We start from the raw sequence: 14,275 nt of genomic DNA, 5'->3' as shown, positions 1-14,275 counted from the left end.
GGACGAAAACTTGGACCACCAGGAGGTAGTTCATGTATTCCTACGCAGACAGACTTCGAGCGGTTGAGCTTTATATCCGGCTGGGCAAGCGGCTTAACACGACCATTCGCCAGCTGGGATATCCCACCAAGAATGCGCTGAGGGGTTGGTATCGCGAGTATGTGCAGCATCTCGACCTGCGTACTCAGCCGGTAGCGCGAGCGCCAAAATATTCAGAGGCTCAGAGGCAGGCGGCACTTGAGCACTTTCGCACCCATGATCGTTGCATCTCTGGGACGATGAGGGCGCTCGGCTATCCCGGTCGAGGAACTCTAACCGCATGGGTTCGTGAGGCTTTTCCGGAGGCGCGGACATCAATGGTCGGTCGATCGTGGCACCCTGGCTATTCCGAGGAGGTCCGGCAAGCGGGGGTAATCGGACTATGCAGTGGAGATGAAAGTGCTCAGCAGGTAGCTGACCGTCTGGGCGTCTCGAGACCGACATTGTATAGCTGGAAAGACCAGTTACTCGGTCATGAGGCTTCTTCATCCATGAAACGCCGCAAAGCCAACCCCAAGGTGCCTGAACGTGAAGAACTCGAGCGAAAGCTTGAAGCCCTCCAACGCGATGTCCGCCAGTTGCAACTCGAACATGATCTCCTGAAAAAGGCCAACGAACTATTAAAAAAAGGTCTGGGCGTCGATCTGCTGATCCTGAGTAATCGGGAGAAGACACAGCTGATTGACGCCCTCAAGGAAGTTTATCGCTTGCCAGAGCTGCTTGCCCAACTGCGAATTGCCCGAAGCTCGTACTTCTACCATCGCGCCCGTATGTGCCTGGCAGACAAGTATGCCGCCGTCCGCCTCAGCCTTGCGGAAATTTTTGAAGCGAACCGTCGTTGTTACGGCTACCGCAGACTACAGGCGTCACTGGCCAGGAAGAGCGTGATCGTCTCGGAAAAGGTTGTCCAGCGCTTGATGAAGCAGGAGCACTTGGCCGTAGCCAGACCGCGCCGACGGCGTTTCGGATCATACTTGGGAGAAATAAGTCCGGCACCCGAAAACCTGATCAATCGCGACTTTCATGCAGACGCGCCGAACGTGAAATGGCTGACAGACATCACCGAGTTCCAGATCCCAGCTGGCAAGGTCTACCTTTCGCCCATCATCGACTGCTTTGACGGAATGGTCATCAGTTGGTCCATCGGAACCCAACCAGATGCGGGTCTCGTCAACACCATGCTGGATGCAGCCATCGGGACCGTCGCCAACGGCGAGGAACGGCCTATCATCCATTCTGATCGAGGAGCCCATTATCGATGGCCCGGCTGGTTAACCCGTATCAGCGAAGCAAGACTGGTTCGTTCGATGTCCCGAAAGGGATGCTCGCAAGACAACGCCGCGTGCGAAGGGTTCTTCGGTCGGTTGAAAACTGAGCTCTTCTATCCACGCGACTGGAAGGCAATCACGATCGAACAGTTCGTCGCCGAGGTGGACGCCTACATCCGATGGTACAATGAGAAGCGTATCAAGATATCGCTGGGATCACTCAGCCCCGTCGAGTATCGTCAGAGCCTCGGCCTGAAATTATAAAGCAGTCCAACTTTTTATCCGCACCCCCATCCTGTCTCGCGAGAATTGCCCAAAGGCCTCGATCAAGGCTTCTTGAACCGAGTTGAACTGGTCGGTTTGCGCCGGGAGCGTTCCAAGGGCGACCTGATCGGTCAGCCAGTTATACTGGAAATATCCCGTTTCGAAGACGGAAGTGGGCGTGTCTGCATTGTATTCCAGCAGCTTTGCGGGGCCATGTCCGTCATAGGCGAGATCAAAACGGCCATATAGGTGGCGGTCACCCCGCCGCCATGAATTTCGGATCACATCGTGATAATCGCGCGGGATGGCAAGGCGGGTGAGCGCCTCCTCACTGTTTACGATGTCGGCGACGAGATCCATGCACATATCGTGTAGAATCTGGCTCGGTTCTTCGATATTGCGTTCGATTTCCTCAAGTCCAAAGCAATAGGCCGCATCGTCCACCCAGTAAGGTTCGCCGTGCATTTCATGGAAGGAGAAACCCACGGCATTGGCTTTTTCGCGCCAATCCGGGCGCGGTGGTACTGTGATGCGGCGCATGTCAGCTTCCGGAAAAGGAGTGGCCGCCGAATCCGCCGCGGCCCTTGACGTTCGTTTTGGCGTTGAGCGTCTTCACATCATTGGCCAGCGCGCCGCCTCCTGCAGCGCCTCCGCCTCCGCCGTTGTTCTGTTGGCCGGCACTCACGTCCGGTGTGACGAGGTCGCCGTTGCGTTTTCGATAGGCCGACATCGCACCCGCGGAACCAGACTCGTTGTTTTGCTGACGGCGACGATATTCACTGTAGTCTGAAAAGTTTTCGACGGATCGGGGCATCACAAATCCGGCCGGTGAAGGGACGAAAGCGCTCGTGCTGCTGGAATTGTCGGAATTGACGCTCTGTCTCAGCTGAGCGCAATTACCCGCACCATATTCCATTTCGCATGCGACCATGTTGCGAAATCTCGGTGCCGTGGCGAGGTGATGCTGGTTGGCGTCTTCGGATGCCGCTTGGCAAGCCTTGGGATAAACGCCTGAGGCGACGCACTTGTCAACGGAGGTGTAGAGGACCTCTTCCTCGGTTGAAAAAGCCATAAAAAGGCCTATCGCGGCAATCGTGCCCAGGGCAAGACGCGGATGTTCTGTCACGTCCAGATGCATGTCTGTTCCTCAATACGCCATGCAGGCGGCATTCAAAGTCCCGATGACCACGGCGATGCCGCCGCTCCAGAGCCCGGCCGCGACATTACCCTCCGTGATTTTCAAATGCAGGTCGGTCATGGTGAGCTTGGCGATGTAGAACGCAAGGACTTGCACCAGCAGGCCGATCGCTGCCCAGATCACGTAGTCGGGCAGGCTGACCGAATGGGCCGCCGCCGATGCCAGCGGAAGGCTGAAGCCGATCAGGGCGCCTAGAAAGGCGACCACCGCCGAAATATTTCCAGCCTTGATGAGCTCAACTTCTTCGTGTGGCGTCAGGCGCGTGTAAATGGTGGAAAAAATCGCAAAACACACTAGGCCGATGCTGAAATAACTTAGAAATGCGGGTAAACCGGCCGCGTATATTGTCATCATTATATCTCAATAAAAATCAATTTGAGGAGTATAAAATCAATTGAAAGTTTAAAAAGTCAAGCTCTCATTGGCCGTATTCGATCTCAACGTGGTCCGTATCAGCGCCGCCGGTGATCTATTCCTTCCTCGTTCGTCTTCATGGCCGCGAGTGGCGGGCAACTCGAAAAAATTACGCCGTTGATAGAAGCGGGGAACATATACACGGTGGTGGATTGGGTCTTCCTGCTCGAGAAGGCCAGAGAGGCGTCGGGGACTGCATGCAAACGGGTCGTAAGGAGGACAAGGTCGTGTAGCCGTAAGTGATGTCCGGCTGCTCTCCTTTTGCAGTTGGAGCGGTGCTCCAAATCATTTCCTTGTTTTTACAACAGAAACGTTGATTTCACAGCACCTTTCCGCGCCGTGAATGTGCCTCCGTGCGACTGAAGTAAACCATTCGTTAAACTTAACGGCTTATGAATTTCCGATGCGAAGTCGGTATCGTGCCGGCTTCATCCCATTGACGCCCATAGTGTCCCATGATATCCCAAATGCACACCACATTGGGTCGTGTTTTTGACCCGCAATCGCTGAAACGAGTGAGGAGCCTGCGAGGGGCTGCTGCAGGGCATCTTGCCCTGGCGCTTGGCGATGTGTCGTGCGTACCGGTGTCGTCTGTGAAGTGGATGGTTCGCTTCGCGGAACGCGGTTTTGGCGAGTTGAGTAATGGACCGCTTTTTATCGAACGTGACGAACAGGATCGACGCCAAGGGGCGCGTTTCGGTTCCGTCTCCGTTTCGTTCGGTGCTGGCGAGGCGCGACATTCAGGAGCTTTATTGTCTCCAGGATTTCGCCTTTCCGGCAATCAGCGTCGGCGGTCCGGATCTGCTGGAGCGCTACGAGCGGCAGATAGCGTCCATGGATGCCTTCTCGCCGGAGGCGAACGCGATGTCGCTGCTGGTTCACGGCGGCGGTGTTTTCATGAAGCTCGACCAGGAAGGTCGATTGATGGTGACGGATTTTGTGCGGGAATTCACCGGCATCTCCACCGAGGTCACCTTCGTCGGACGGGCGGATCATTTTCAGCTTTGGCAACCGAATGCGTTTCTGGCGGCGCAGGCGGAAGCAAGAGCGGGGCGCGGTTTTTCGGCTGCTCGCCCCGCATAGGACGGGGACACGGAATGGCGGCGAATTCTGGCGGGCGATCTTCTGATGCCGATGGCGGACCTCAGCGTCACATCCCGGTCCTGCTTCGCGAAGTCATTGCCGCGCTGGAACCAGCGCCCGGCAAGATCATTCTCGACGGAACCTTTGGCGCCGGCGGTTATACCCAGGCCATTCTTGACCAGGGTGCCAACGTCATCGCGCTCGATCGCGATCCGACAGCAATCGCCGGCGGCGAGGCGATGGTTGTCGCCAATGGCGGCCGATTGAGCCTCATCCAGTCGCAATTTTCCGATCTTGCCAAGCATGCTCCCGAGGATGGGCTTGATGGCGTCGTTCTCGATATCGGCGTTTCCTCCATGCAGATCGACGAGGCCGAGCGCGGTTTTTCCTTCCAGAAGAATGGTCCGCTCGACATGCGCATGTCCGCTTCGGGCGTTTCGGCGGCCGATGTCGTCAATCGTGCGAAGGTCGGCGATCTCATTCGCATCTTCGGTTTTCTCGGTGAAGAAAAGCAGCCGGGCCGCATCGCCCGCGCCATCGAGAAGAAGCGGGCGGAAGAACCCTTCCGCACCACCCGCGATCTGGCTGGTCTCATCGAGATCGTCACGCCGCGCAAGGCGAAGGACAAGATCCATCCCGCAACACGGGTGTTCCAGGCGCTGCGTGTTTTCGTCAATGATGAGCTTGGCGAGTTGGCGCAGGCGCTGTTCGCTGCAGAACGGTCCTTGAAGCCCGGCGGCCGGCTGGTCGTCGTCACCTTCCATTCGCTGGAAGACCGTATCGTCAAGAAGTTCTTCTCCGACCGTTCGGGCAAGGCCGCCGGTTCCCGGCATCTGCCAATGGTGGAGGACAAGCCCGCCATTTTCGAGAATATCGGCAAGCCGATGATCGCCGCCAGCGACGAGGAGGCGGAGCTTAATCCGCGGGCCCGTTCCGCCAAGTTGCGCGCCGGCCTGCGCACCACCGCACCGGCGCGGGCCGCGGATTTCTCGATCTTCGAGCTTCCCGATCTCGCCAGCCTTGAAAAGATGGGAGGCTGATATGCTGCGCACTTTCGATGTCATCTTGATGGGTGTGATGGTCGCTGCGGCCGTCGTGACCTATTCGATCAAGCACAAGGCCGATCTGAAGCTTGAGGAGGTCCGCAAGCTCGAGGCCGAGATCAAGCTTGAAAAGGATACGATCGATCTTTTGAGAGCCGACTGGGCGCTTCTGACGCAGCCGAACCGCCTACACCGTGTCGTGAACGCCTATCAGACCGAGCTTGGCCTTTCGCCGACGCTGCCGACGCAACTGGCGCAGCCGCGCGAGCTTCCCATGCTGCGCTCGCAATTGCCGCAGCCACCCGAACCTGAAGGCATGAGCGTCGAGGACGTGATTGCCGCCGCCGTCAACGGTTCCAAGCCGGGCGCCACGCTCGGTGGTGCCTCGAAGCCGAAATCGCCGCCCGCCGGCCAGATCGCCGTGAACGGCGTTCCGGTTCCGACGCCCCGCGCACGCGTTTCACGTCCGGCGCCGGCGCCGACACCTGTACCGGTTGCCTCCGCCACCGCTGGCGATGAAACCGGCGAGATGGATGAAACCATAACAGGATCGGTGAACCGCTGATGTCTTTCCTTTCCCGTGTCATGGTCCTGAAGAGCAAGGCTCACTTTTCCGCCAGCACCACCGGTGTCTATACCGACCACGCTGCTTTTGAGGGCGCCCGCAAGAAGCGCGCTGCCCAGGCGAAAAGCCGCGTCGGCCTTCTCATTTTCGGTTTCATCGCCTTTTATGCCGTCGTCGGTGGTCGTCTGGTGCAATATGGCATGGCGGAACAGGAAACGGTGTCGAGCATCGCGCCCGCAGACCGGCTGATGGCGTCGCGCCCCGATCTCCTCGACCGCAACGGCGAGGTGCTGGCCACCGATATCCGCACCGTCTCGCTGTTTGCCGAGCCGCATCGCATTGTCGATATCGACGAGGCCATCGAAAAGCTGCGCACCGTGCTGCCTGACCTCGACCAGCGCGGCACCTATCAGAAGCTCACCTCCAATTCGCGTTTCCAGTGGCTGCGCCGTCAGCTGACGCCGAAGCAGCAGAGCCAGATTCTGGCGCTCGGCATTCCCGGCGTCGGGTTCCGCCCGGAAAAGCGTCGCTTTTATCCCGGTGGGCCGACCGCCGCCCATGTCGTCGGCCACGTCAACATCGACAATCGCGGTGTTGCCGGCATGGAACGTTACGTCGACAGCCAGGGGCTGGCCGATCTGACGGCGCTCGGCATGACCAGCGACCAGCCGCTGGAACCGGTGAAGCTTTCGATCGATCTGCGCGTGCAGTCCATCGTGCGTGAAGTCGTGACGGCGGCGATCGCCAAGTTCCAGGCGATCGGTGCGGGTGCCGTGGTTCTGGATGTGCATACCGGTGAAGTTCTCGCCATGGCCTCGGTGCCGGATTACGATCCGAACAACCCGGCCGAAGGCGCCAAGGAAGGCTGGCTCAACCGCATGTCGAACGGCACGTTCGAAATGGGGTCCACCTTCAAGTCCTTCACGATTGCCATGGGTCTCGATTCGGGCCGCGTCCGTCTCGGTGATATGTTCGATGCGCGTTATCCGATCCGCATCGGCGGCTTCACCATCAAGGACTTCCACGGCAAGGGCCGGATGCTTTCGGTGCCGGAAATCTTCCAGTTTTCTTCGAATATCGGTACGGCCAAGATCGCCGACACCGTTGGTACCGAAGGCCACAAGGAATTCCTGACGCGGCTTGGCCTCCTGACCCGCATGCAGACCGAACTGCCGGAAGTGGCGTTGCCGTCGCAGCCGCGCGAATGGAAGAAGATCAACTCCATCACCATTTCCTTCGGTCACGGTGTTTCCACGACACCGCTGCAGACGGCGGTTGCCGGTGCGGCGCTCGTCAATGGTGGCAAGCTGATCGAGCCGACATTCCTGCCGCGTACCCGCGAACAGGCGGATCAGGTGGCGAAACAGGTTCTGAAGCCTGGCGCCAGCAAGGATATGCGTTTCCTGTTCGAGTGGAACGGCGTCAACGGTTCCGGCCGCAATGCGCGCGTCGACGGCTTCAACGTCGGCGGCAAGACCGGCACGGCTGATAAGGTCGTCAACGGACGTTACGTGCACGACAAGAACTTCAACGCTTTCCTGTCGGCCTTCCCGATGGATGACCCGCAATATGTGGTGCTGTCCTTCATCGATGAGCCGAAGACGGACAAGGGCAACGGCGCGGCGCTTGCCGGCACGTCCGCAGCACCGATGGTGCACGACATCATCACCCGCACGGCGGCGGTGCTGGGCGTGAAGCCGAAGTTCGGCAAGGATGGCTCGGCCTTGCTCGTGTCTTATTGATTGTTAGCTTATGATGTTCCGGCGATTCGCGCCGGGGGGACAAGACGGACACAGTCGATGAATTTGCGAGATATATCCGGAAATGCGTTTCCGGAATTGAAAGAATTGCTCCTGTCTGAAATCGGGGCGATCGAAATCGGGGGGATCACCGCAGACAGCCGCAAGGCTGCGCCCGGCAGCCTGTTCGTCGCGGTTGCAGGCACCAAGGCTGACGGTGCGGCCTATGTGAAGGACGCGGTTGCCAAAGGTGCGGTCGCCGTTGTTTCCGGACACGCAGTGGAAGCCGACGTGCCGGTGCTGGTGGTCACGGACCCGCGCCTTTATCTCTCGCTTGCCGCCTCCCGTTTTTACGGAAAACAACCTGATACCATGGTTGCCGTCACCGGCACGGCGGGCAAAACATCCGTTGCCTCCTTCGTGCGGCAGATCTGGGCTTTTGCTGGCCATGCCGCCGCTCAGATCGGCACCACGGGCGTCATCGCTCCTGGTCGCGAAGATTATGGCGCGCTGACGACGCCCGATCCGGTGACGCTGCACGCGCTTCTGGCCGAACTTGCGAGCGAAGGCGTGACCCATGCGGCAATGGAGGCCTCCAGCCATGGTCTGGACCAGCGTCGTCTTGATGGCGTGCACCTTTCCGCCGCCGGCTTCACCAATCTCGGCCGCGATCACATGGATTACCATCCGACCATCGAGGACTATATGGCCGCGAAGATGCGGCTCTTCGATACGCTGATGGAAAAAGGCGCTCCCGCCGTGATCTTTGCTGACGATCCATGGTCGGACAAGGCGATCGGTGCGGCGCGCGAAGCGGGTCTCGAGGTGCGCACCGTCGGCCGCAACGGTCAATATCTGACGCTGAAGCGTGTCGAGCATTTCCGTCACAAGCAGATGATCGAAGTACATCATGACGGCGTAATCTTTGAAGTCGACATTCCATTGGCTGGCGATTTCCAGGTGGCGAATGCGCTTGTCGCTGCCGGTCTTGCCATGTCCACCGGCGTTCCCGCCGCGACAGCGTTGAAGGCGCTTGAAAAGCTTGTTGGCGCTGCCGGTCGTCTCGAACTCGTCGGCCAGACGAAGAATGGCGCGCTCGCCTATGTGGATTACGCCCACAAGCCCGACGCACTGGAAAACGTGCTGACCTCGGTTAGGCCCTTCACCTCCGGCCGAATCATTACCGTTTTCGGTTGTGGTGGCGACCGCGACAAGGGCAAGCGCCCGATCATGGGCGAGGTGGCGACGCGGCTTTCCGACATCGTCATCGTCACGGACGACAATCCGCGTTCGGAAGATGCCGCAACGATCCGCTCCGAGGTCATGGCGGCGGCAGCCGGCGCGTTGGAAATCGGCGATCGGGCAGAGGCGATCCGTCATGCGGTGTCGATGCTGTCGCATGGCGATACGCTGATCGTCGCGGGCAAGGGGCACGAAGAAGGGCAGATCGTCGGCTCCGTGACGCTGCCGTTTTCCGATCATGAACAGGTGCGCTCTGCACTGGCAGAGCTGGAAGGATCGAAGATTTGAGCTGGTTATGGACAGTCGCCGACATGATCGCCATCACGGCAGGCCGCCCGGTGGGCAACCTGCCGACCGGTATCACCGGCATTTCCATCGACAGCCGGACGGTCAAACAGGGTGAAGCCTTCTTCGCGATCAAGGGTGATCGGGTAGACGGCCATGACTATACCAGCTTTGCCGTTGCCAACGGCGCCAGCCTTCTGGTGGTTGCCGAAGCCAAGCTGCCGGCGCTTGGTCGCCTAACCGTGCCGATGATCGTGGTCGAGGACGTACTTGCAGCCCTTGGCAAGCTTGCCCTTGCGGCGCGCGAAAGAACCTCGGCGCGCATCATCGCGGTGACCGGTTCGGTGGGTAAGACAACGACCAAGGAGATGCTGCGGCAGGCTCTGGCCCCTTCGGGGCGGGTGCATGCGGCGGTGGCGTCCTTCAACAACCATTGGGGCGTGCCGCTGACGCTCGCACGCATGCCTGCCGATACGGAATTCGGCGTGTTCGAAATCGGCATGAACCATTCCGGCGAAATCCGGCCGCTGGTAAAGATGGTCCGCCCGCATGTGGCGATCATCACCACCATCGCGCCCGCCCATCTCGGCAATTTCAAGAATATCGAAGAGATCGCTGCCGCGAAGGCCGAAATTTTCGAAGGCGTGGAAGAGGGCGGCTCCGTCATCCTCAACCGCGACAACGCCCAGTTCGAGCAGCTTGAAGAGGCGGCGCAGGAGGCGGGTATCGAACATATCCTCACCTTCGGCCAGCATGCCAAGGCCGATTTCCGCCTTGCGGATTTCGAGAGCACGACGACGGGTTCGACGATCTGGGCGATCCTCAACGGCGAAACCAGCGAGCTGCACATCAACATTCCCGGCCGGCACATCGCCGACAATGCGATGGCGGTCCTTGGTGCCGTTGCCGTCACCGGTGCCAATCTCGACCGTGCGCTTGAGGCGCTCGGAACGCTCGAGGCGGTGAAGGGACGTGGCCAGCGCCACCACCTGACGATCAATGGCGGATCCTTCCTGCTGATCGATGAAAGCTACAATGCCAATCCGGCCTCCATGCGTGCGGCGATTGCCGTGCTGGCGGAAACGGAAACGCAGGGTCACGGCCGGCGCGTCGCCGTTCTCGGCGATATGCTGGAAATGGGCGAGTTTTCGGCGCAGTTGCACGAAGAGCTGGCCGGGCCGCTGCTCGCTGCCGGTATCGAACATGTCTGGCTCGCGGGCGAGGCCATGGCCGCGCTTCGCGACGCGCTGCCTGACAGCGTCACCGTCATCTGGTTCCCGACGACGGCGGAACTCACCGATTTTGCCCTGCAATGGGTGCAACCGGGAGACGCGCTGATGGTAAAATCGTCACTTGGGCTTGGTTTCGGCAAGATTGTCGCCGCCCTGCTTGACAAGTATCCGGCATTCCCCGAGACGGAACGCCAAGTCTGAAATAGCCTTTTGAAAGGGCAATTATGCTGATCTGGCTCGTCGAACTGTCGGACAAAGTTCAACTGTTCAACCTCTTCCGGTACATCACCTTCCGGGCGGGTGCTGCAATGTTCACCTCTGCGTTGATCGTGTTCCTGTTCGGACCGGCGATCATCAACTCGCTGCGCGTGCGCCAGGGCAAGGGCCAGCCGATCCGCGCCGACGGGCCGCAGACGCATTTCAAGAAGGCCGGTACGCCGACCATGGGCGGACTGATGATCCTTGCGGGCATTCTCGGCGGTTCGCTGCTCTGGGGTGACCTGTCGAACGTCTATGTCGTTGCCGTTCTGATGGTGACGCTCGGTTTCGGCGCCATCGGCTTTTACGACGATTATCTGAAGGTGACGAAGCAGAGCGACAAGGGTTTCTCCGGCAAGGCCCGTCTCGGCATCGAATTTCTGATTGCGGCGATTGCCGTGTTCTTCATGATGAAGATGGCGCTTGCCTCCGCACCGCATGGCGGCACGCTCGGCAGCTCCATCGCCTTTCCCTTCTTCAAGGAATTCGTGATCAATCTCGGTTATTTCTTCGTACTGTTCGGTGCTTTTGTCATCGTCGGTGCGGGCAATGCGGTGAACCTGACCGATGGTCTCGATGGTCTCGCCATCGTGCCGGTCATGATCGCTGCCGCCACCTTCGGCGTGATCGCCTATCTCGCCGGTAATGCGGTTTTTGCCAATTACCTGCAGATCAATTTCGTGCCCGGTACGGGTGAACTCGCCGTCATCGTCGGTGCCGTCATCGGCGCGGGCCTCGGTTTTCTGTGGTTCAATGCGCCGCCCGCCGCCATCTTCATGGGCGATACGGGTTCGCTGGCGCTCGGCGGTCTGATTGGCTCCATCGCCGTCGCCACCAAGCATGAGATCGTCATGGTCATCGTTGGTGGTCTGTTCGTCATGGAAACGCTGTCGGTCATCATCCAGGTCTTCTGGTTTAAACGCACCGGCCGCCGCGTCTTCCTGATGGCGCCGATCCATCACCATTTCGAGAAAAAGGGCTGGACGGAAAGCCAGGTGGTTATCCGTTTCTGGATCATCTCCGTCGGCCTCGCGCTGCTCGGTCTTGCCACCCTGAAGCTGAGGTGAGCGATGATCCCGGTCACGTCGTTTAGGGGTAAGAAAGTCGCTCTCTTCGGGCTCGGCGGTTCCGGTCTCGTCACCGCCCGCGCGCTGGTTGCCGGTGGTGCTGCTGTCGTTGCTTTTGACGACAATCCTGACAGCGTCGCGAAGGCGCAGGCCGAGGGTATTGCGACTGCGGATCTCCACACGATTGACTGGTCTTCGTTTTCCTCGTTTGTGCTGGCTCCGGGAGTCCCGTTAACGCATCCGAAGCCGCATTGGTCGGTGGACCTTGCGAAGGCGGCGGGCGTCGAAGTGATCGGCGATATCGAGCTTTTCATCCGTGAGCGGCGGGTGCATGCGCCGGATTGCCCTTTCATTGCGATTACCGGCACCAACGGCAAGTCGACGACGACAGCGTTGATCGCGCATATTCTGCAATCATCGGGCCGCGATACCCAGCTCGGCGGCAATATCGGCACGGCGGTGCTGAGCCTCGATCCGCCCAAGGCACAACGTTTCTACGTGGTGGAATGCTCGTCCTACCAGATCGATCTGGCGCCGACGATCAATCCGACCGCCGGCATTCTGCTCAATCTGACGCCTGACCATCTCGACCGGCACGGCACGATGCAGCATTATGCCGACGTCAAGGAACGGCTGGTGGCCGGCAGCGGCACTGCGATTGTCGGCGTGGATGACAGTCATTCGACGCTGATTGCCGATCGCATCGAGCGCGCCGGCGTCAAGGTGGAGCGCATCTCCAAGCGCAATGTCGTTTCCGAAGGTCTCTATGCCGAAGGCAGCCAGATACTCAGGGCGCATGGCGGCACGTCTTCGCTGCTGGTCGATCTCGACGGTATCCAGACGCTTCGCGGCAGCCACAATGCACAGAATGCAGCGGCAGCGATTGCTGCCTGCCTTGCGGTCGGTGTTTCCGAAGAGGAAATTCGTGCCGGTCTCAAGTCCTTCCCCGGTCTCAAGCACCGCATGCAGCCCGTCGGCCGGCGTGGCAATGTCACCTTCGTTAATGATAGCAAGGCGACCAACGCCGATGCGGCAGCGCCCGCACTTTCGAGCTTTGACCGCATCTACTGGATCGCCGGCGGTTTGCCCAAGGCGGGCGGCATCACCAGCCTTTCGCCGCTCTTCCCGCGCATCGCCAAGGCCTATCTGATCGGTGAGGCAGCGGCGGAATTTGCTGCGACGCTTGGCGAGGCGGTGCCTTACGAAATATCCGGTACGCTGGACAAGGCGGTGCAGCACGCGGCGGCGGATGCGGAAAAAGATGCGACGGCCGGCAATGTCGTGATGTTATCCCCGGCTTGCGCAAGCTTCGATCAATATAAGAACTTTGAAATCAGAGGTGATTCGTTCGTCGCGCAGGTTGCGGCGCTCGAGGGCATGACGATGCTCGTTCACTCTGGAAAAGGGGGCTGAGGCCATGGTAAGCCGAGTTGATCGCGGTCCGGTCGCGGAGTGGTTCTGGACCATCGATCGTTTCTTTCTGGCGGCGTTTGTCGCGCTGATGGGTATCGGCCTGATGCTGTCCTTTGCAGCGTCGCCTGCGGTTGCCGAGCGTATCGGTCTCAACAGCTTCTTTTTCGTTGAACGCCAGGCGATGTTCATGGTGCCGTCACTGGCAATCATGGTCGGCCTTTCCTTCCTGTCACCCCGACAGGTCAGGCGCGTTGCGGTCATCATGCTGATTGCCGCACTGTTGATGATGATCTTTGCGCTGTTTTTCGGCATAGAGGTCAAGGGCGCGCGGCGCTGGATTTCCATCGGCACTTTCTCGATCCAGCCTTCCGAATTCATGAAGCCGGCCTTCGTCATTGTCTGTGCATGGCTCTTTGCTGAGCGGGCGCGCCATCCTGAAATTCCGGGCAATCTCTTCGCCATCATCACCTTTGGCATCGTTGCCGCACTTCTTATCGCCCAGCCGGACTTCGGTCAGACGATCCTGACATCGGTGGTCTGGGGCGGCATGTTTTTCATGGCCGGCGTGCCGTGGTTCTGGATCATCATGCTCGGTGGTCTCGGTGTCGGCGGCATTGTGACCGCCTATCTCATGTTGCCGCACGTTGCAGGCCGTATCGACCGGTTCTGGACGGGTGAGGGCGATACGTTCCAGGTGGATACCGCGCGCGAGGCGATCATTCGCGGTGACTGGTTCGGGCGTGGACCGGGCGAGGGCATTGTCAAGCGCATCATTCCAGACAGCCATACTGACTTCATCTTCTCGGTGGCGGCGGAAGAATTCGGCATTATATTCTGCATGTTCCTCGTCGCGATCTTCGCCTTCATCGTGCTGCGCGGCCTCTCGCACGCCTTCAAGGAAAAGGACGATTTCTGCCGTTTTGCCGTGGCCGGTCTGGTCCTTCAAATCGGCATGCAGTCGATGATCAATATCGGCGTCAATCTGGAGCTGATGCCCGCCAAGGGCATGACGCTGCCGCTGATTTCATATGGTGGTTCGTCGATGATGGCGATCTGCGTGACCGCCGGCTTCCTTCTGGCGCTGACACGCCACAGACCGGAAAAGCGGGCGCAGGAGCGCAGCTTCTTCCGCGTCGGTTCCGGCGTTCCTGCGGAGTAAACGATC

The 14,275-nt window shown here is 59.5% G+C and carries 12 protein-coding genes and 1 pseudogene; 10 read left to right on the top strand and 3 right to left on the bottom strand.

Going from position 1 to position 14,275, the window contains the following annotated elements:
- The first annotated feature begins 32 nt into the window (after nucleotides 1-32).
- Nucleotides 33-1,571, top strand: coding sequence for an IS3-like element ISAtu3 family transposase (locus ATU_RS10290; RefSeq protein ID WP_010972061.1), 1,539 nt, complete (start codon nucleotides 33-35; stop codon nucleotides 1,569-1,571).
- Nucleotides 1,572-1,604: 33 nt separating this feature from the next.
- On the opposite strand, the pseudogene ATU_RS10285 reads toward ATU_RS10290, so the two are convergent.
- The 3 genes and pseudogenes from ATU_RS10285 to ATU_RS10275 all read right to left on the bottom strand — a co-directional run.
- Nucleotides 1,605-2,111: pseudogene (locus tag ATU_RS10285) on the bottom strand (glutathionylspermidine synthase family protein); the annotation flags it as partial.
- Between the two features lies 1 nt (nucleotide 2,112).
- Nucleotides 2,113-2,709 (bottom strand): DUF1190 domain-containing protein, encoded by a 597-nt coding sequence (locus tag ATU_RS10280; protein ID WP_006310457.1) that lies wholly within the window; start codon nucleotides 2,707-2,709, stop codon nucleotides 2,113-2,115.
- Between the two features lie 9 nt (nucleotides 2,710-2,718).
- Complete coding sequence (locus tag ATU_RS10275; protein ID WP_010972060.1) at nucleotides 2,719-3,120, bottom strand: DUF350 domain-containing protein; 402 nt, start codon at nucleotides 3,118-3,120, stop codon at nucleotides 2,719-2,721.
- Between the two features lie 705 nt (nucleotides 3,121-3,825).
- Here ATU_RS10275 and mraZ point away from each other — a divergent pair.
- The 9 genes from mraZ to ftsW are packed head-to-tail and all read left to right on the top strand — an operon-like array spanning nucleotide 3,826 to nucleotide 14,269.
- Nucleotides 3,826-4,266 carry a division/cell wall cluster transcriptional repressor MraZ gene (gene mraZ, locus ATU_RS10270; protein WP_006310455.1) on the top strand — a complete coding sequence of 147 codons (441 nt, stop codon included), beginning with the start codon at nucleotides 3,826-3,828 and terminating at the stop codon, nucleotides 4,264-4,266.
- 14 nt (nucleotides 4,267-4,280) lie between these two features.
- Nucleotides 4,281-5,306, top strand: a complete 1,026-nt coding sequence (rsmH, locus tag ATU_RS10265; protein WP_010972059.1) for a 16S rRNA (cytosine(1402)-N(4))-methyltransferase RsmH — start codon at nucleotides 4,281-4,283, stop codon at nucleotides 5,304-5,306.
- Between the two features lies 1 nt (nucleotide 5,307).
- Complete coding sequence (ftsL, locus tag ATU_RS10260; RefSeq protein ID WP_010972058.1) at nucleotides 5,308-5,874, top strand: cell division protein FtsL; 567 nt, start codon at nucleotides 5,308-5,310, stop codon at nucleotides 5,872-5,874.
- Complete coding sequence (locus ATU_RS10255; RefSeq protein ID WP_006310452.1) at nucleotides 5,874-7,616, top strand: peptidoglycan D,D-transpeptidase FtsI family protein; 1,743 nt, start codon at nucleotides 5,874-5,876, stop codon at nucleotides 7,614-7,616. Before ftsL ends, ATU_RS10255 begins: the two co-directional genes overlap by 1 nt.
- 57 nt (nucleotides 7,617-7,673) lie before the next feature.
- A complete protein-coding gene (locus ATU_RS10250) occupies nucleotides 7,674-9,143 on the top strand; it encodes a UDP-N-acetylmuramoyl-L-alanyl-D-glutamate--2,6-diaminopimelate ligase (protein ID WP_010972057.1) in 1,470 nt (489 codons plus the stop codon).
- Nucleotides 9,140-10,573 (top strand): UDP-N-acetylmuramoylalanyl-D-glutamyl-2,6-diaminopimelate--D-alanyl-D-alanine ligase, encoded by a 1,434-nt coding sequence (locus ATU_RS10245; protein ID WP_010972056.1) that lies wholly within the window; start codon nucleotides 9,140-9,142, stop codon nucleotides 10,571-10,573. Before ATU_RS10250 ends, ATU_RS10245 begins: the two co-directional genes overlap by 4 nt.
- A 23-nt stretch (nucleotides 10,574-10,596) precedes the next feature.
- Nucleotides 10,597-11,697, top strand: a complete 1,101-nt coding sequence (mraY, locus tag ATU_RS10240) for a phospho-N-acetylmuramoyl-pentapeptide-transferase (protein ID WP_006310449.1) — start codon at nucleotides 10,597-10,599, stop codon at nucleotides 11,695-11,697.
- 3 nt (nucleotides 11,698-11,700) lie between these two features.
- Nucleotides 11,701-13,110, top strand: a complete 1,410-nt coding sequence (gene murD, locus ATU_RS10235) for a UDP-N-acetylmuramoyl-L-alanine--D-glutamate ligase (protein WP_010972055.1) — start codon at nucleotides 11,701-11,703, stop codon at nucleotides 13,108-13,110.
- 4 nt (nucleotides 13,111-13,114) lie between these two features.
- Nucleotides 13,115-14,269 (top strand): putative lipid II flippase FtsW, encoded by a 1,155-nt coding sequence (gene ftsW / locus ATU_RS10230; protein ID WP_010972054.1) that lies wholly within the window; start codon nucleotides 13,115-13,117, stop codon nucleotides 14,267-14,269.
- Nucleotides 14,270-14,275 lie beyond the last annotated feature (6 nt).

This window comes from Agrobacterium fabrum str. C58 (genome assembly GCF_000092025.1).
In the GTDB taxonomy this organism is placed as follows: Bacteria; Pseudomonadota; Alphaproteobacteria; order Rhizobiales; family Rhizobiaceae; genus Agrobacterium; species Agrobacterium fabrum.
Note: the sequence above shows the minus strand (reverse complement) of the source record. Positions and strands in the feature narration are given on the sequence as shown.